This is a genomic window from Pseudomonas sp. 1L-E-NC-VB-C3 (assembly GCF_057291535.1).
Genome location: NZ_JBXAWD010000005.1, coordinates 1 through 16,954, shown reverse-complemented (window position 1 = coordinate 16,954; position 16,954 = coordinate 1). Strand labels below are relative to the sequence as shown.

Annotated in this window: 14 protein-coding genes; 3 read left to right on the top strand and 11 right to left on the bottom strand. The window is 58.7% G+C overall.

Annotated elements, in window-relative coordinates:
- Positions 1 to 7: 7 nt before the first annotated feature.
- From AC0Z5Z_RS10020 to AC0Z5Z_RS09975, 10 genes are all read right to left on the bottom strand, one after another.
- Positions 8 to 421: an NADH-quinone oxidoreductase subunit A gene (locus tag AC0Z5Z_RS10020; RefSeq protein ID WP_003223812.1), complete on the bottom strand. Its 414-nt coding sequence runs from the start codon at positions 419 to 421 to the stop codon at positions 8 to 10.
- A gap of 646 nt (positions 422 to 1,067) precedes the next feature.
- Positions 1,068 to 2,393 carry an isocitrate lyase gene (gene aceA / locus AC0Z5Z_RS10015; RefSeq protein WP_016775277.1) on the bottom strand — a complete coding sequence of 442 codons (1,326 nt, stop codon included), beginning with the start codon at positions 2,391 to 2,393 and terminating at the stop codon, positions 1,068 to 1,070.
- A 474-nt stretch (positions 2,394 to 2,867) separates the two neighbouring features.
- On the bottom strand, positions 2,868 to 3,629 hold the full coding sequence (locus tag AC0Z5Z_RS10010) for a secretin N-terminal domain-containing protein (RefSeq protein WP_485611005.1): 762 nt from the start codon (positions 3,627 to 3,629) through the stop codon (positions 2,868 to 2,870).
- A gap of 287 nt (positions 3,630 to 3,916) precedes the next feature.
- Complete coding sequence (locus AC0Z5Z_RS10005) at positions 3,917 to 4,342, bottom strand: GNAT family N-acetyltransferase (RefSeq protein ID WP_016775275.1); 426 nt, start codon at positions 4,340 to 4,342, stop codon at positions 3,917 to 3,919.
- Positions 4,335 to 5,504 carry a ribosomal protein uL16 3-hydroxylase gene (locus AC0Z5Z_RS10000; RefSeq protein ID WP_016775274.1) on the bottom strand — a complete coding sequence of 390 codons (1,170 nt, stop codon included), beginning with the start codon at positions 5,502 to 5,504 and terminating at the stop codon, positions 4,335 to 4,337. Before AC0Z5Z_RS10000 ends, AC0Z5Z_RS10005 begins: the two co-directional genes overlap by 8 nt.
- A gap of 86 nt (positions 5,505 to 5,590) precedes the next feature.
- Positions 5,591 to 6,961, bottom strand: a complete 1,371-nt coding sequence (gene purB, locus AC0Z5Z_RS09995; RefSeq protein ID WP_003223822.1) for an adenylosuccinate lyase — start codon at positions 6,959 to 6,961, stop codon at positions 5,591 to 5,593.
- 126 nt (positions 6,962 to 7,087) lie between these two features.
- Positions 7,088 to 7,711 carry a high frequency lysogenization protein HflD gene (gene hflD / locus AC0Z5Z_RS09990; protein WP_039763308.1) on the bottom strand — a complete coding sequence of 208 codons (624 nt, stop codon included), beginning with the start codon at positions 7,709 to 7,711 and terminating at the stop codon, positions 7,088 to 7,090.
- The gene (gene mnmA, locus AC0Z5Z_RS09985; RefSeq protein ID WP_150634940.1) at positions 7,708 to 8,832 is read right to left on the bottom strand and encodes a tRNA 2-thiouridine(34) synthase MnmA; all 1,125 of its coding nucleotides are present in this window, start codon (positions 8,830 to 8,832) and stop codon (positions 7,708 to 7,710) included. Before mnmA ends, hflD begins: the two co-directional genes overlap by 4 nt.
- 59 nt (positions 8,833 to 8,891) lie before the next feature.
- On the bottom strand, positions 8,892 to 9,338 hold the full coding sequence (locus AC0Z5Z_RS09980) for an NUDIX hydrolase (protein WP_252867866.1): 447 nt from the start codon (positions 9,336 to 9,338) through the stop codon (positions 8,892 to 8,894).
- Between the two features lie 203 nt (positions 9,339 to 9,541).
- On the bottom strand, positions 9,542 to 11,767 hold the full coding sequence (locus AC0Z5Z_RS09975; protein ID WP_460161053.1) for an NADP-dependent isocitrate dehydrogenase: 2,226 nt from the start codon (positions 11,765 to 11,767) through the stop codon (positions 9,542 to 9,544).
- A 481-nt stretch (positions 11,768 to 12,248) separates the two neighbouring features.
- Between AC0Z5Z_RS09975 and icd the strand changes: the two genes are divergently transcribed.
- Complete coding sequence (gene icd, locus AC0Z5Z_RS09970; protein ID WP_056788899.1) at positions 12,249 to 13,505, top strand: NADP-dependent isocitrate dehydrogenase; 1,257 nt, start codon at positions 12,249 to 12,251, stop codon at positions 13,503 to 13,505.
- A gap of 78 nt (positions 13,506 to 13,583) precedes the next feature.
- Here icd and AC0Z5Z_RS09965 read toward each other — a convergent pair whose 3' ends face one another.
- On the bottom strand, positions 13,584 to 13,865 hold the full coding sequence (locus tag AC0Z5Z_RS09965; protein ID WP_041477073.1) for a cold shock domain-containing protein: 282 nt from the start codon (positions 13,863 to 13,865) through the stop codon (positions 13,584 to 13,586).
- A gap of 224 nt (positions 13,866 to 14,089) precedes the next feature.
- Between AC0Z5Z_RS09965 and clpS the strand changes: the two genes are divergently transcribed.
- Positions 14,090 to 14,473, top strand: coding sequence for an ATP-dependent Clp protease adapter ClpS (clpS, locus tag AC0Z5Z_RS09960; RefSeq protein WP_011334948.1), 384 nt, complete (start codon positions 14,090 to 14,092; stop codon positions 14,471 to 14,473).
- Between the two features lie 30 nt (positions 14,474 to 14,503).
- Positions 14,504 to 16,774 (top strand): ATP-dependent Clp protease ATP-binding subunit ClpA, encoded by a 2,271-nt coding sequence (clpA, locus tag AC0Z5Z_RS09955; RefSeq protein ID WP_016775266.1) that lies wholly within the window; start codon positions 14,504 to 14,506, stop codon positions 16,772 to 16,774.
- Positions 16,775 to 16,954 lie beyond the last annotated feature (180 nt).

The window sequence follows — 16,954 nt, the reverse complement described above, 5'->3', positions numbered from 1 at the left end:
CAAAGCCTCATTGTTTCAGCTTCGCCTGCCGCTTGCGACGAGCTTCCGGAGCCCAGTCAAGGGCGCCCACTCGGAACAGGTAGACAAGACCTGCCAACAGAATTGCTATGAAAACGAGAGCTTCGACGAATCCGGTCCAGCCGCTTTCGCGGACGGACACAGACCATGCAAAGAGAAAGAGGGCTTCGATATCGAAGATCACGAAGAGCATCGCGACCAGATAGAATTTGGCTGAGAGCCGCAAGCGGGCGCCACCGGTAGGTAGCATGCCCGACTCGAACGGTTCGTTTTTGCTGCGACCCCAGGCTTTTGACCCGAGGAGGCTGGAGACGCCAAGCATGAAGGCACACAGGCCGACGACACCCAGAAGGAAAATGGCAAAGCCCCAGTTGTGGGCCATGAGTCCTGTCGCTTCGGGCATGCTGGTAATCCTTAACAGAGAGCAAAGGTCTCTGAGCTTGATAAAGAAATAAGGCAGTGACGATATGTCGCAGCAATCAATCGGGCTGATTTTATGGCTAAACACCCGGCAAGTAAAATTCCAAAGGCGAAATTATTTACCGGATTAAGGACATAGCGTCTCCTGAAGGCGCTGCGGCCCATGCGTTGCGGGCATTAGCCGGGTTTCCGTCAATTATGTTTTGTAGGCTTTGTAACGAACATAGTTGCTGCTAAATGATAATTGATATCGTTTGGAGTGGTTTTGTAACTGTTTAACCAGTGAGTGGCTGGGAAGTTGTCTTACTTGCGCATTACTGCAAGTAGCGAAGCCTACCGTTTTAGCGGAAATTTCTGACGCTTGTAGCGCTTCAGATCAATGTTCCACCTCTCGGCTGACGGTAGCCCTGTGGGAGCGAGCCTGCTCGCGAAAGCGGTGGATCAGCCTCCAGATGTGCAAGCTGACTTATCGCCTTCGCGAGCAGGCTCGCTCCCACAGGAAATTTATGGGGGCTTTGAGATTCCAACAGGCAAAAAAACGCCCCGATCCAGTCGGGGCGTCAGTCTTGCGGCTTTGCGGTTAGCTTTTTATTCGATCCGCAAAGGCCGTTTGCTCAGGTGAGGCCGAATCAGTGGAACTGTTCTTCTTCGGTCGAACCGGTCAGCGCGGTCACCGAGGACGAGCCGCCCTGGATCACAGTGGTCATGTCGTCGAAGTAGCCAGTGCCCACTTCCTGCTGGTGCGCAACGAAGGTGTAACCCTTGGCGGCGTCAGCGAATTCCTGCTCTTGCAGCTTCACGTAGGCGGTCATGTCGTTGCGGGCGTAGTCGTGCGCCAGGTTGAACATGCTGTGCCACATGTTGTGAATGCCGGCCAGGGTGATGAACTGGTGCTTGTAGCCCATGGCGGACAGTTCGCGCTGGAACTTGGCGATGGTCGCGTCGTCCAGGTTCTTCTTCCAGTTGAAGGAAGGCGAGCAGTTGTACGACAGCAGCTGGTCCGGGTATTCCTTTTTGATCGCTTCAGCGAAGCGACGGGCTTCTTCCAGATCCGGTTTGGCGGTTTCGCACCAGATCAGGTCGGCGTACGGTGCGTAAGCCAGGCCACGGGCGATCGCTTGATCCAGGCCGGCACGTACCTTGTAGAAACCTTCCTGAGTACGCTCGCCGGTCACGAATGGCTGATCGTACGGGTCGCAGTCGGAAGTCAGCAGGTCAGCCGCGTTGGCGTCGGTGCGGGCCAGAATGATGGTCGGCGTGCCGGCAACGTCAGCGGCCAGACGGGCAGCGGTCAGCTTCTGTACGGCTTCCTGGGTTGGCACCAGAACCTTGCCGCCCATGTGGCCGCATTTCTTCACCGAAGCCAGTTGGTCTTCGAAGTGAACGCCGGCGGCGCCTGCTTCGATCATGCTCTTCATCAGCTCGTAGGCGTTGAGTACGCCGCCGAAGCCTGCTTCAGCGTCGGCCACGATTGGCGCGAAGTAGTCGATGTAGCCGTCATCGCCCGGATTCTTGCCGGCTTTCCACTGGATCTGGTCAGCGCGACGGAACGAGTTGTTGATGCGCTTGACCACGGTCGGTACCGAGTCAACCGGGTACAGCGACTGATCCGGGTACATCGATTCGGCGGAGTTGTTGTCCGCAGCCACCTGCCAGCCGGACAGGTAGATCGCCTGGATACCGGCCTTGACCTGCTGAACAGCCTGGCCGCCGGTCAGGGCGCCCATGCAGTTGACGAAATCTTTCTCTGGACGGAAGGACGGCTTGGCACCCTGGGTAACCAGGTTCCACAGCTTCTCGGCGCCCATCTTCGCGAAGGTGTGCTCAGGCTGAACCGAGCCACGCAGGCGGACCACGTCGGCAGCGGAGTAAGTGCGAGTCACGCCTTTCCAGCGCGGGTTCTCGGCCCAGTCTTTTTCGAGGGCTGCAATTTGCTGTTCGCGTGTCAGTGCCATGGAGATAAACCTCGTCGCGTCTTTTATGAAAAGTTGTTCTGCGGTGGAAAATTCCTGCGCTCGCTGACCAGAAGCTTAGGTGGTCAAGTCGGATTCGGCGGGGTAGGCGACGGGATGAACGATGGGCTCGAGGGGAAGTGAGCAGGTAGTGGCGCGGTGCGGGCGCATTCCGGCGTCGTGGGCCTTTATACGGTCTGCAGCGTGAAGCCGGGTTACCTAAATACGCTTCCGTCCCTCGGGACAACTTCGTTCCAGTCGGCAACCTCGTCAAACACACCTTGTGGGCGGTACAGACACGAAACGGCTCGCGGGGTAGGTGCGAGCGGCGCTTCGAAGGCCCTTGCCAGGGCCTCTGATTAGCGGGAGCGAGGCCATCATGCCTTCGCTTTTTTTTCGCGTCAAACGTTTTGTAGTGCTTTTTTTCAAGCACTACATCTTTCGTCTAATACGACTAATCAGTCAGTTTTCGGTGCTTTAGTCCAGCGTGTCGACTTTCACCCGCAAGGTCATGTCATCCCGGCCTTGAGTCGAGTAGCTGCGGGTCAGCCCCTGTTTATCGGCCTGAGTCTGGCTGTTGACGCCCGCCAGAGTGATCCACTCACCGAGGCGCCCGGTGACGGTTGTGTCGGTGCTTTGCACGTTCACTACATCGGGACGTTCCTGGCTCATGCGGTCACGGTTGGTACTGATCGCCAGATGAACGGTTTCGCCGGTGACGCTGGCGGTGACATAGAAACCCTGGGTGACGTTGCGGTATTGAGTCTCGCTGCTGTAACCGCCGTAGGAATCGCTCTGGGTGTTGGTGATCGGCACGCTCTGGCCAACCTGAATCAGCGCCGGAGTGCCTTCGCTGGTCTGCACTTGCTGAACGCCGCCGTTGCGGCTGGTAGTGCTGCGGCTGATGATCCGGATCTGGCTCGGCTGGGCGCCATTGACCGCATAACCTTCGTCGCCACGGCCGTTGTTTTCGTTGGTGTCGACGGTGATCAGCAAGCGCTTCGGTGCGGTATCGAGTTGCGCCAGCAAGTCCTTCAGTTCCTGAATCTTGCCCGGCTCGGCTTTGACGATCAGTTGATTGCCATAAGCGCTGACCTGACCGTCCTGGCCGATGAAGTCCTGCGCGACCGGCAGCATGTCAGCGCTGGTGTGGTATTTGAGGGGAACGATTTCTGTGGCTGCCAGCACCGAAAAACTGCAGCCGAGCAGCAGGGTGGTTAGCAGGGTGCGTAGGGACATGTCCGTTATCTCCGCGTTCGAAAGGCTTGATATTGCCAGTTTGTCGGCTTGGGGTGGGGCAAGTTGAATCGTAGACAGCAAAACGCCCCGGCATCCGAAAATGGCGGGGCGTTTTGTGGTGTGCTTGCGGCCATTGTGGCGAGGGGATTTATCCCCGCTCGGCTGCACAGCAGTCGCCGACCCATCGCGCTCGATTTAACTGACTCACCGAGTTTTCTGGATTTGGGGCTGCTTCGCAGCCCAGCGGGGATAAATCCCCTCGCCACAGGGATCTAGAGGTCTCGGAATCAGGCCGAATGCCGAACCATATCGACATGCGGAATCCCGGCCTCAAGAAACTCCTCGCTGACCAGGCTGAAGCCCAGGCGCTCATAGAACGCCGTGGCCTGCACCTGAGCGCTGAGCTTTTGTTGCTTCAAGCCGCGCGCTTCGGCTTCGGCGATGACCGCTTGCATCAGCGCGTCACCGACCTTCATTCCGCGCCAGTCTTTGAGTACCGAAACCCGACCGATATGCCCATCGGGCAGCAGTCGCGCCGTGCCGATCGGGAAGTCGCCTTCGAACGCCAGAAAATGCACGGCGGTCGCGTCATCGGCGTCCCACTCAAGCTCGGGTGGCACCGATTGTTCGGCGATGAACACCGTTTCACGAATGCGCCGGATCTCGGCGATATCCTTCTGCCAGTCTGCGACACGAACGCGAATTTTATTCATCGGCAAACCCCAGGCTTCCTTGCTTGACCAGTTCGCAGAGCAGGCTGCGGCCGTCTTCATCGCTCAGCCATTCGCCGAGGTTGTCGGCGTGCAGGGCGTCAGCGGCGCAGATCAGCTTCAACAGTTCGCGCAGCTTGCCCGGCAGGTAACGGCTCTGGCCGCTGGCGAACAGCAGTAGATCGTCGTCGACTTCCGACCAGGCCAGGCGCGCACTCGGGTTGCGGATCAGCACGGCGCCGTCCTGCAGGGCGGCGAGGAAGTCTTCTTCTTCGACGTCTTCCGGGCCGACCACCAGTTCCGGGTAGCGCGGCTCGGTCATGTACTGGCCGAACCAGGTCAGCAGCAGGCGCTCATCGCTCATGTGTTCGGCGAGCAGGCTTTTCAGACGATCCAGCGCATCGTGTTGAATCTGGTGCGGATCGACCGCCGGCTTGGCGTCGGCATCGGTGTAGCGCTCTTCGTCGGTCAGGAACTGGCTGAGGAAGTCGGTGAAGTGGGTCAGCACTTCAGCAGCGCTCGGCGCACGGAAGCCGACCGAGTAGGTCATGCAGTTGTCGACTGCGACGCCGCAATGGGCCAGACGCGGCGGCAGGTAGAGCATGTCGCCTGGCTCCAGCACCCATTCTTCGGTCTCGTGGAATTCAGCGAGGATGCGCAGGTCAGCGTGCTGCAGGAGCGGGCTCTCGGAATCGCACATCTGGCCGATTTTCCAGTTGCGCTTGCCATGGCCCTGCAGCAGGAACACATCGTAGTTGTCGAAATGCGGGCCGACGCTGCCACCCGGTGCGGCAAAGCTGATCATCACGTCATCGACGCGCCAGCTCGGCAAGAAGCGGAAGTTTTCCAGCAGTTCGCTGACTTCCGGCACGAACTGATCAACCGCTTGCACCAGCAGGGTCCACTCTTTTTCTGGCAATTTGCTGAACTCGTCTTCGGCGAACGGGCCGCGACGCAATTCCCATGGGCGCTCGCCGTGCTCGATGACCAAGCGCGATTCGACTTCTTCTTCCAGGGCCAGGCCGGCCAGTTCGTCGGCGTCGATCGGGCTTTCGAAGTCAGGAATCGCCTGACGAATCAGCAGCGGTTTTTTCTGCCAGTAGTCACGCAGGAATTCGCGTGCTGTGAGGCCGCCCAGAAGTTGAAGAGGAATATCGGAATTCATATGTAACCTATTGAAAAAAAGCACTTTTCAGACGGGAATAAAAACGCCCGGCGCGGCCGGGCGTCTCAAACGGAGCAAACGGTCGATCAGATGCGTTTGGCTTGTGCCACTGCGTTGCCGATGTAGTTGGCCGGCGTCAGTTGCTTGAGCTCGGCTTTGGCTTCGGCTGGCATGTCCAGGCCATCGATGAAAGTCTGCAACGCTTCAGGGCTGATGCCCTTGCCACGGGTCAGTTCTTTCAGCTTTTCGTACGGGTTTTCGATGTTGTAGCGACGCATCACGGTCTGGATCGGCTCGGCCAATACTTCCCAGCAAGCATCGAGGTCAGCGGCAATCTTCTGCTCGTTGAGCTCGAGTTTGCTGATGCCTTTGAGGCTGGCTTCGTAAGCGATCACGCTGTGGGCGAAGCCGACACCGAGGTTGCGCAGGACGGTGGAGTCGGTCAGGTCGCGCTGCCAGCGGGAGATCGGCAGCTTGCTCGCCAGGTGCTGGAACAATGCGTTGGCGATACCCAGGTTGCCTTCGGAGTTTTCGAAGTCGATCGGGTTGACCTTGTGCGGCATGGTCGACGAACCGATTTCACCAGCGATGGTGCGCTGCTTGAAATAACCCAAGGAGATATAGCCCCAGATGTCGCGGTCGAAGTCGATCAGGATGGTGTTGAAGCGTGCGATAGCGTCGAACAGCTCGGCGATGTAGTCGTGCGGTTCGATCTGCGTGGTGTACGGGTTGAAGCCCAGGCCCAGTTCATCTTCGATGAAGGCGCGGGCGTTGGCTTCCCAGTCGATCTGCGGATAGGCCGACAGGTGCGCGTTGTAGTTGCCGACAGCGCCGTTGATCTTGCCCAGCAGCGGCACGGCAGCGACTTGGGCGATCTGACGCTCGAGACGGTAAACCACGTTGGCCAGTTCTTTACCCAGAGTAGTCGGCGAAGCCGGCTGGCCGTGGGTGCGCGACAGCATCGGCACGTCGGCGAAACGGATGGCCAGTTCGCGGATGGCGTTGGCGGTCTGGCGCATCAGCGGCAGCATCACGTCGTCACGACCTTCGCGCAGCATCAGGGCGTGGGACAGGTTGTTGATGTCTTCGCTGGTGCAGGCAAAGTGGATGAATTCGCTGACCTTGGCCAGCTCCGGCAGCTTGGCCGCCTGCTCTTTGAGCAGGTATTCGATCGCTTTGACGTCGTGGTTGGTGGTGCGCTCGATCTCTTTGACGCGCTCGGCGTGCTCCAGCGAGAAGTTTTCAGCCAGTTCATTGAGAACGGCGTTGGCCTCGGCGGAGAAGGCTGGCACTTCAGGGATGCCAGCATGGGCGGCCAGGCGCTGAAGCCAGCGCACTTCAACCAGAACGCGGGCACGGATCAGGCCGTACTCGCTGAAAATCGGGCGCAGGGCCTGGGTTTTGCCGGCGTAGCGGCCGTCAACAGGGGAAACCGCAGTGAGCGAAGAGAGCTGCATGGGGTGTTCTCGGACAGTCGGGCAACGAAATGGGGCGCGTATCATACATGAAAAAATCCGCCGGTCCGTCGCCAACTGACCGGCGTATTACGCGTTACAGACTACAAAGCCTTCATGACGCGGCGTTTACTCGCTGCGCATCAACGGATAAAGCTCTTTGAGCAGCTTGCGGCGGCTGATCACCAACTGCCAGCGATGACCACCGAGCTGACGCCACAGGCGCGCCGAGCGGATACCGGCGAGGAGCAGGGCGCGGATCTTCGAGGCATTGCTCGGCTGTTGCAGGTTGCGCATGTCGCCGTGCACCTGAATGCGCTGGCGCAGAGTGCTCAAAGTGTCCTGGTACAACGCACCGCAAGCGGCCACGACGTTTTCGTGGGCCGGGCCAAAATGCTCCACCTGCGACTGGATCTGCGGCAGGCGTTTGGCAATCGTCTCAAGCATGTCGTCACGCTTGGCCAGTTGCCGCTCCAGACCGAGCATCGACAGGGCGTAGCGCAACGGCTCGCGCTGCAAGGTGCTCGGATCGCGCTCAAGGGCGCCAATCAGCGCGCGATAACCCTCGCGCAGATTGATGTCGTCGCCGCCGTAGACGTCCAGCGTATCTTTCGGGTCGCGGACCAGCAGGCTGCCGAGCATGCAACTCAGGCCGGCCTCGTTGGTCTGGCCGGTCTTGGCGATGCGATCGACCAGCACGGCGGCGAGAAACACGCCGCCCAGCGCCGTCAGTTGCTCCTGAGTCGGGCTCATGCCTGGCCGCTCCACGGCTCGGCCACTTCGATCACGCCGCCGCCGAGGCAGATTTCACCGTCATAGAAAACCACCGACTGGCCCGGCGTCACCGCGCGTTGCGGCTCGTCGAACACGGCGCGATAGCCGCTGGCGGTTTTTTCCAGGGTGCAGGCCTGATCGCTCTGGCGATAGCGCACTTTCGCCGTCAGGCGCAGCGGCTGACTCAGGTCGATCGGGTTGACCCAGTAGATTTCCGAAGCGAGCAGGGCGCTGGAGAACAGCCACGGATGGTTGTTGCCCTGGCCGACGATCAGCTCGTTGCTCTGCAGATCCTTGCGCAGCACGTACCACGGCTCGTCACCGGCATCCTTCAAGCCGCCGATGCCGAGGCCCTGACGCTGGCCGATGGTGTGGTACATCAAGCCGTGGTGACGGCCGATGACTTCGCCTTCGGTGGTCTTGATCTCGCCCGGTTGTGCCGGCAGGTATTGCTTGAGAAAATCGCTGAAACGGCGCTCGCCGATGAAGCAGATCCCGGTGGAATCCTTCTTCTTGGCGGTGGCCAGTTCGTACTTCTCGGCAATCTCGCGCACTTGCGGCTTTTCCAGTTCGCCGACCGGGAACAGGGTCTTGGCGATTTGTTCGCCGCCGACGGCGTGCAGGAAATAGCTCTGATCCTTGTTCGGATCGAGGCCCTTGAGCAGTTCGGTGCGATCATCGATATCACGGCGGCGCACGTAGTGGCCGGTGGCGATCAGGTCGGCGCCGAGCATCATCGCGTAGTCGAGGAACGCTTTGAACTTGATCTCGCGGTTGCACAGAATGTCCGGGTTCGGCGTGCGCCCGGCCTTGTATTCGGCGAGGAAGTGCTCGAACACGTTGTCCCAGTACTCGGCGGCGAAGTTGGCGGTGTGCAGCTTGATGCCGATCTTGTCGCAGACAGCCTGAGCATCCGCCAGGTCGTCCATGGCGGTGCAGTATTCCGTTCCGTCGTCTTCTTCCCAGTTCTTCATGAACAGGCCTTCCACTTCGTAACCCTGCTCGATCAGCAGAAGGGCAGAAACGGAAGAGTCCACGCCGCCGGACATGCCGACAATGACGCGCTTCTTGGATGTGTCAGAAGGGGCTGGATCACGCATAGGGATTCAATGAGTGTCTTGGAAAAGGGCGCGATTCTATCAGGCTCGCGGCCGCAAGGCTAAAGAGAAGGGCGGATCAGTTCGAGGCTGAAGTGATGACCGGCCAGATAATCGTCGATGCAACGGATGATCAGTTCACTGCGCCAGTTATCGCGCTGGGCGATTAATTCGTCGCGGGTCAGCCACTTGGCGCCGACAATTCCGTCGTCAAGCTGGAAATCCGGGTGATGCTGCACGGCTTTGGCGCTGAAGCATATGCGCTGGTAAGTCACGCCGTTGCTCGGTGCGGTGTACAGATAAATGCCGATCACGCCTGTCGGTTCGACGTCCCAGCCGGTTTCTTCAAGGGTTTCGCGAATGGCCGCATCGATCAGGGTTTCATCCGGATCGAGATGGCCGGCGGGCTGGTTGAGCACATTGCGCCCACCTTTGTGCTCTTCGACCATCAGGAAGCGACCGTTGTCCTCGACGATGGTGGCGACGGTGATGTGGGGGAGCCATTCCATAAAACCTTCCTCAATCTATTGGTTAAACCCCAATCCCTGTGGGAGCTGGCTTGCCAGCGATAGCGGTGGTTCAGTCACCATCCATGCTGGATGATAAACCGCCATCGCTGGCAAGCCAGCTCCCACAAAGTTTTGTGGTGATCACAAAACCCGGAAACACAAACCCCGGCACAAGGCCGGGGTCTGTTCACCGCATTACAACCTTAAACCAGCGCAGCAATCGCCGCGTTGAAGGTTGCGCTTGGACGCATGGCCTTGCTGATCAGCTCGGCGTCGGCGTGGTAGTAACCGCCGATGTCGACTGGCTTGCCCTGAACGGCGTTGAGCTCGGCAACGATGGTTGCCTCGTTCTCGGTCAGGGTTTTGGCCAGAGTCGCGAACTGCGCTTGCAGTGCAGCGTCTTCGGTCTGGGCAGTCAGGGCCTGAGCCCAGTACATCGCCAGATAGAAGTGGCTGCCGCGGTTGTCGATGTTGCCGACCTTGCGCGATGGCGACTTGTTGTTGTCGAGGAACTGGCCGGTGGCCTGGTCCAGGGTTTTCGACAGCACCAGTGCTTTCGGGTTGTTGTAGTTCACGCCCAGGTGCTCAAGGGAAGCGGCGAGGGCAAGGAACTCACCCAGCGAATCCCAGCGCAGGAAGTTTTCTTCAACCAGTTGCTGCACATGCTTCGGAGCCGAACCGCCGGCACCGGTTTCGAACAGACCACCGCCGTTCATCAGCGGCACGATCGACAGCATCTTGGCGCTGGTGCCCAGTTCCATGATCGGGAACAGGTCGGTCAGGTAGTCGCGCAGTACGTTGCCGGTCACCGAAATGGTGTCCTTGCCTTCGCGGGTGCGCTGCAGGGTGTACTTCATCGCGTCGACCGGCGCCATGATCTGGATGTCCAGACCGCTGGTGTCGTGGTCCTTCAGGTAGGCCTGAACCTTCTCGATCACCACGCCATCGTGAGCGCGCATCGGGTCGAGCCAGAAGATCGCCGGCGTGCTGCTCGCGCGAGCACGGTTGACGGCCAGTTTGACCCAGTCCTGGATCGGCGCGTCTTTGGTCTGGCACATGCGGAAGATGTCGCCGGCTTCGACAGCCTGTTCCATCAGCAGCTTGCCCTTGCTGTCGGTGACGCGAACAACGCCGTCAGCCTTGATCTGGAAGGTCTTGTCGTGGGAGCCGTACTCTTCGGCTTTCTTCGCCATCAGACCAACGTTCGGCACGCTGCCCATGGTGGTCGGGTCGAAAGCGCCGTTGGCTTTGCAGTCTTCGATCACAGCCTGGTAGATGGTCGCGTAGCAACGATCCGGGATCACAGCCTTGGTGTCGTGCAGCTGACCGTCGGTGCCCCACATCTTGCCGGAGTCACGGATCATCGCTGGCATCGAGGCGTCAACGATGACGTCGCTCGGCACGTGCAGGTTGGTGATGCCTTTGTCGGAGTTGACCATCGCCAGCGAAGGACGAACGGCGTAGACCGCTGCGATATCGGCTTCGATCTGCGCTTGCTGCTCGGCCGGCAGGGCCTTGATGCGCGCGTACAGATCGCCGATGCCGTTGTTCAGATTGAAGCCGATCTGGTTCAGCACGTCAGCGTGCTTGGTCAGTGCGTCTTTATAGAACTCGGCAACGATCTGGCCGAACATGATCGGGTCGGAGACCTTCATCATGGTCGCTTTCAGGTGAACCGAGAGCAGCACGCCCTGGGCCTTGGCGCTTTCGATCTCGGCAGCGATGAACGCACGCAAGGCGTTTTTGCTCATCACGGCGCAGTCGAGGATCTCGCCAGCCTGAACGGTGGTTTTTTCTTTCAGAACGGTGGCAGCACCGTCCTTGGCGATCAGTTCGATCTTCACAGCGTCAGCGGCGTCGATCAGGACAGCTTTTTCGCTGCCGTAGAAATCGCCGGTGCTCATGTGCGCGACGTGAGACTTGGAGTCCTTGGCCCAGGCGCCCATTTTGTGCGGGTGCTTGCGCGCATAGTTCTTCACCGACAGCGGAGCGCGGCGGTCGGAGTTGCCTTCACGCAGAACCGGGTTCACGGCGCTGCCCTTGACCTTGTCGTAACGCGCCTTGGCGTCTTTGTCGGCGTCGCTGGTCACGGTTTCCGGGTAGTCCGGCAGGTTGTAGCCCTGCGCCTGCAGCTCTTTGATCGCGGCTTGCAGCTGTGGCACCGAAGCACTGATGTTCGGCAGCTTGATGATGTTGGCTTCAGGCGTAACGGCCAGGTCGCCCAGTTCGGCGAGGTGGTCGGCTACGGCTTTGTCGCCCAGTTGCTCGGGGAAGCTTGCCAGGATGCGCGCTGCAAGAGAGATATCGCGGGTTTCCACGGCGATATCGGCCGAGGCGGTGTAAGCCTCGATGATCGGCAGCAGGGAATAGGTGGCGAGGGCAGGAGCTTCGTCGGTGAAGGTATAGATGATCTTCGAGCGGGTGGGCATATTCGGATTAACTCTCTCTTCTTTGCTAAAGCGTGCGCAGAAACTCGAGGGGCGCCGGGTAAGCGCGTTCGTTCAAAGTCATCCATGAACCGAATGTCGAGATTCTTCGCGGTGATGTTGGGTGCATCAGTAGAGCGTCAAGCAGTCAGGCTGCGGTAACAACCCGACCAATCAGGCGGAAAGTCTCGTGCTAGAGAGGCCAGCCGTCGTGACCCTGTGGTCAGCGGGCGGCATTATACATAGGTAGCTGGCAATCTGCCGATGGTTCATATGCAACGATTCTCGTCCATTGGTCTAAAGGTCGCAGGGCGCGACCGGGCAAAGACTCGTTACGAATGCTGGAGTTTGGCGCTTTTCCCTTTGCTTTCAGGCTTGTAGGAAACGAGATGTGCGCGGCGCAGGAACATAGGGTTTGCGTGTTGATTCAACTGGGTTACGCTCGAAGCAAGCCAGGTGTTCAATCCAAACAATGGAGTTCAGCATGGGTTACAAGAAGATTCAGGTTCCAGCCGTCGGCGACAAAATCACCGTCAATGCAGACCATTCTCTCAATGTTCCTGATAACCCGATCATCCCCTTCATCGAAGGTGACGGTATTGGTGTCGACATCAGTCCGGTGATGATCAAGGTTGTCGATGCTGCTGTTGAAAAGGCCTACGGCGGCAAGCGCAAGATTTCCTGGATGGAAGTCTACGCCGGCGAAAAGGCCACTCAGGTTTATGACCAGGACACCTGGCTGCCGCAGGAAACCCTCGACGCGGTCAAGGATTACGTGGTTTCGATCAAAGGCCCGCTGACCACTCCGGTCGGTGGCGGCATCCGCTCGCTGAACGTGGCCCTGCGTCAGCAGCTCGACCTGTACGTCTGCCTGCGTCCGGTGCGCTGGTTCGAAGGCGTGCCAAGCCCGGTGAAAAAGCCCGGCGATGTCGACATGACCATCTTCCGCGAGAACTCCGAAGACATTTACGCCGGTATCGAATGGAAGGCCGGTTCGCCGGAAGCCACCAAGGTCATCAAATTCCTTAAAGAAGAAATGGGCGTCACCAAGATCCGTTTCGACGAAAACTGCGGCATCGGCGTCAAGCCGGTCTCCCGCGAAGGCACCAGGCGTCTGGCGCGCAAGGCTCTGCAATACGTGGTCGACAATGATCGCGACTCGCTGACCATCGTGCACAAAGGCAACATCATGAAGTTCACCGAAGGTGCCTTCAAGGAATGGGCCTACGAAGTGGCGGCCGAAGAATTCGGTGCGACGCTGCTCGATGGCGGTCCGTGGATGCAGTTCAAGAACCCGAAAACCGGCAAGAACGTTGTGGTCAAGGACGCCATCGCCGACGCCATGCTCCAGCAGATCCTGCTGCGCCCGGCCGAATACGATGTCATCGCTACGCTTAACCTCAACGGTGACTACCTGTCTGACGCCCTGGCGGCGGAAGTGGGCGGTATCGGCATCGCGCCGGGTGCCAACCTGTCCGACACCGTGGCGATGTTCGAAGCGACCCACGGTACCGCACCGAAATATGCCGGCAAGGATCAGGTCAACCCGGGCTCGCTGATTCTCTCGGCCGAGATGATGTTGCGTCATATGGGCTGGACTGAAGCGGCGGACCTGATCATCAAGGGCACCAACGGTGCGATCGGCGCCAAGACTGTTACTTATGATTTCGAGCGTTTGATGGATGGCGCGAAGCTGGTGTCGTCTTCCGGGTTTGGGGATGCGTTGATTTCGCATATGTAAAAGTTGCAGGTACGCAAAAACCGCCTGACTCGATGGGTTGAGTCAGGCGGTTTTTTTATGACCGAATATTTTGAGGCTTCAACTGGTTGCCGTTTGTTTTTCCGTGGCAATCGAGCTCGACGCCGAAGCGACTTCGACCGAAGTTATCTTCACGGCATGCAAGCCTTTAGGGCCTTGAACGATCTCGAAGTTCACCGCCTGACCCGCTTTCAGGGTCTTGTACCCATCCATTTCAATGGCCGAGTAGTGGGCAAAGAAATCAATGTCCTTGCCATCCTCATCGCGACCTTCCCGGGCGTCGGTATTGATAAAGCCGAATCCCTTGGCATTGTTGAACCATTTCACCTTGCCGACAGCCATGCTCAAATCCCTCTGCAACAGACTCCATCGCTGGAGTATCATCCACGACATCCGCAATCGAATTCGATAAAAGAATTGACTCCGCGGATCTTTTTTACCCACTGTGGGCTCTATTGGTTGTAACACCGTTTTCCCGATAGTCAAGGTGACCGGGCAGTCGTAGTTGAAAACGTGTGCAACCGCCCCCACCACTGTATTCGCACAACTGACGAACCTTTTTTTCCATGCATGCAATCAGCCAGATTCGACTAACATTCAATCAGGATCGCCCGCTTCTCCAAAAGGATCTTCCACAGGAGCACGACGACGATTCGGCAGGCGTTGCTGTTCAGGAAGCAAAGCCCGCGTTACAGGCGCCGCCGATGTACAAGGTGGTTTTGTTCAACGATGACTACACACCGATGGATTTCGTCGTCGAAGTGCTCGAGGTGTTTTTTAACCTGAATCGCGAGCTGGCGACCAAGGTCATGCTGGCCGTCCATACAGAAGGACGGGCAGTATGTGGAGTGTTTACCCGCGACATCGCCGAGACAAAGGCCATGCAGGTCAACCAGTACGCCAGGGAAAGCCAGCATCCGCTACTCTGTGAAATCGAGAAGGACGGTTAATCGCCGACCACTTGGGTATGAGGTGAAGCTATGTTAAACCGCGAGCTCGAAGTCACCCTCAATCTTGCCTTCAAGGAGGCTCGTTCGAAGCGTCATGAGTTCATGACCGTCGAACATCTCCTGCTGGCCCTATTGGATAATGAGGCTGCCGCCACCGTTTTGCGTGCCTGCGGCGCAAACCTCGACAAACTCAAGCATGATCTGCAGGAGTTCATCGACTCCACCACGCCATTGATCCCCGTCCATGACGAGGATCGCGAAACCCAGCCAACCCTGGGCTTCCAGCGTGTCCTGCAGCGTGCTGTTTTTCACGTACAGAGCTCGGGCAAACGCGAAGTGACCGGCGCCAACGTGCTGGTCGCCATCTTCAGTGAGCAAGAGAGTCAGGCCGTGTTCCTGCTGAAACAGCAGAGCGTGGCGCGCATCGATGTCGTCAACTACATCGCCCACGGCATTTCGAAAGTACCGGGGCACGGCGATCACTCTGAAGGTGAACAAGATATGCAGGACGACGAGGGCGGTGAGTCTTCTTCTTCAGGCAATCCTCTGGATGCTTATGCCAGCAACCTCAACGAACTCGCGCGCCAGGGTCGCATTGATCCGTTGGTTGGTCGTGAGTCGGAAGTCGAGCGTGTCGCGCAGATTCTTGCGCGCCGGCGCAAGAACAATCCGCTGCTGGTGGGCGAGGCAGGCGTGGGCAAAACCGCGATAGCCGAAGGCTTGGCCAAGCGCATCGTCGACAATCAGGTGCCGGATCTGCTGGCCAATGCGGTTGTTTATTCGCTCGACCTCGGCGCTCTGCTTGCGGGTACCAAGTATCGCGGTGATTTCGAGAAGCGCTTCAAGGCGCTGCTCAATGAGCTGAAAAAGCGTCCGCAGGCGATTCTGTTCATCGACGAGATCCACACCATCATCGGTGCGGGTGCTGCGTCCGGTGGCGTGATGGATGCGTCCAATCTGCTCAAGCCGCTGCTGTCGTCTGGCGACATTCGCTGCATCGGTTCGACCACATTCCAGGAGTTTCGCGGCATCTTCGAGAAGGACCGTGCCTTGGCGCGTCGCTTCCAGAAGGTCGATGTCGTCGAGCCGTCGGTGGAAGACACCATCGGTATCCTGCGTGGCCTGAAAGGGCGTTTCGAGCAGCATCACAATATCGAATACAGCGATGAGTCGTTGCGTGCCGCTGCCGAACTGGCGTCGCGCTACATCAATGACCGGCACATGCCGGACAAGGCCATCGACGTGATCGACGAGGCGGGGGCCTACCAGCGTCTGCAACCGGTGGAGATGCGCGTCAAGCGTATCGAAGTGCCACAGGTCGAGGACATCGTCGCGAAGATCGCACGGATTCCGCCAAAGCACGTCACCAGTTCCGACAAGGAGCTGCTGCGTAATCTGGAGCGTGATCTGAAGCTGACGGTGTTTGGTCAGGACGCGGCGATCGATTCGCTGTCGACCGCGATCAAACTGTCCCGTGCCGGGCTCAAATCGCCGGACAAGCCGGTCGGTTCGTTCCTGTTTGCCGGGCCTACCGGTGTCGGTAAAACCGAGGCCGCGCGACAACTGGCCAAGGCGCTGGGCATCGAGCTGGTGCGCTTCGACATGTCCGAGTACATGGAGCGTCACACCGTATCGCGTCTGATCGGTGCGCCTCCAGGCTATGTCGGTTTCGATCAGGGCGGTCTGCTGACCGAAGCGATCACCAAGCAGCCACATTGCGTATTGCTGCTCGATGAAATCGAGAAGGCGCATCCGGAAGTCTTCAACCTGTTGTTGCAGGTCATGGACCACGGCACGCTGACCGACAACAACGGGCGCAAGGCGGACTTCCGCAATGTGATCGTGATCATGACCACCAACGCCGGTGCAGAGACGGCAGCGCGGGCTTCGATCGGTTTCACCCATCAGGACCACTCGTCCGATGCGATGGAAGTGATCAAGAAGAGCTTCACGCCGGAATTCCGTAACCGTCTGGACACCATTATCCAGTTTGGTCGCCTCAGCCATGAGGTCATCAAAAGTGTGGTGGACAAGTTCCTCACCGAGCTTCAGGCGCAGCTGGAAGACAAGCGTGTGTTGCTTGAGGTTACTGATGCGGCACGCAGCTGGCTGGCGGCGGGTGGTTATGACTCGGCGATGGGCGCACGTCCGATGGCGCGTCTGATCCAGGACAAGATCAAGCGTCCGCTGGCGGAGGAGATTCTGTTTGGCGAGCTGGCCGAGCATGGCGGTGTGGTGCACATCGACATCAAGGATGGGGAGTTGACGTTCGACTTCGAAACCACGGCTGAGATGGCCTGACGGTCGTATATCAAGAGGGCGCCTTCGGGCGCCTTTTTGTTGCTCGTTGTTTGATAGTTTTGGGTGTATATCCGTTGCTGCGGTTACGGCTGCTTAGGGTTTCGCCCTTACGGCGACTCACTTTTTTTACAAACGCCTAAAAAAAGTAAGCAAAAAAACGCTTGCTCCTGCGTTCGGCCC

Excerpts from the sequence above, each read along its gene's own strand:
- AC0Z5Z_RS10020 (WP_003223812.1), bottom strand. The coding sequence starts at position 421 with ATGCCCGAAGCGACAGGACTCATGGCCCACAACTGGGGCTTTGCCATT.
- aceA (WP_016775277.1), bottom strand. The coding sequence starts at position 2,393 with ATGGCACTGACACGCGAACAGCAAATTGCAGCCCTCGAAAAAGACTGG.
- AC0Z5Z_RS10010 (WP_485611005.1), bottom strand. The coding sequence starts at position 3,629 with ATGTCCCTACGCACCCTGCTAACCACCCTGCTGCTCGGCTGCAGTTTT.
- AC0Z5Z_RS10005 (WP_016775275.1), bottom strand. The coding sequence starts at position 4,342 with ATGAATAAAATTCGCGTTCGTGTCGCAGACTGGCAGAAGGATATCGCC.
- AC0Z5Z_RS10000 (WP_016775274.1), bottom strand. The coding sequence starts at position 5,504 with ATGAATTCCGATATTCCTCTTCAACTTCTGGGCGGCCTCACAGCACGC.
- purB (WP_003223822.1), bottom strand. The coding sequence starts at position 6,961 with ATGCAGCTCTCTTCGCTCACTGCGGTTTCCCCTGTTGACGGCCGCTAC.
- hflD (WP_039763308.1), bottom strand. The coding sequence starts at position 7,711 with ATGAGCCCGACTCAGGAGCAACTGACGGCGCTGGGCGGCGTGTTTCTC.
- mnmA (WP_150634940.1), bottom strand. The coding sequence starts at position 8,832 with ATGCGTGATCCAGCCCCTTCTGACACATCCAAGAAGCGCGTCATTGTC.
- AC0Z5Z_RS09980 (WP_252867866.1), bottom strand. The coding sequence starts at position 9,338 with ATGGAATGGCTCCCCCACATCACCGTCGCCACCATCGTCGAGGACAAC.
- AC0Z5Z_RS09975 (WP_460161053.1), bottom strand. The coding sequence starts at position 11,767 with ATGCCCACCCGCTCGAAGATCATCTATACCTTCACCGACGAAGCTCCT.
- icd (WP_056788899.1), top strand. The coding sequence starts at position 12,249 with ATGGGTTACAAGAAGATTCAGGTTCCAGCCGTCGGCGACAAAATCACC.
- AC0Z5Z_RS09965 (WP_041477073.1), bottom strand. The coding sequence starts at position 13,865 with ATGGCTGTCGGCAAGGTGAAATGGTTCAACAATGCCAAGGGATTCGGC.
- clpS (WP_011334948.1), top strand. The coding sequence starts at position 14,090 with ATGCATGCAATCAGCCAGATTCGACTAACATTCAATCAGGATCGCCCG.
- clpA (WP_016775266.1), top strand. The coding sequence starts at position 14,504 with ATGTTAAACCGCGAGCTCGAAGTCACCCTCAATCTTGCCTTCAAGGAG.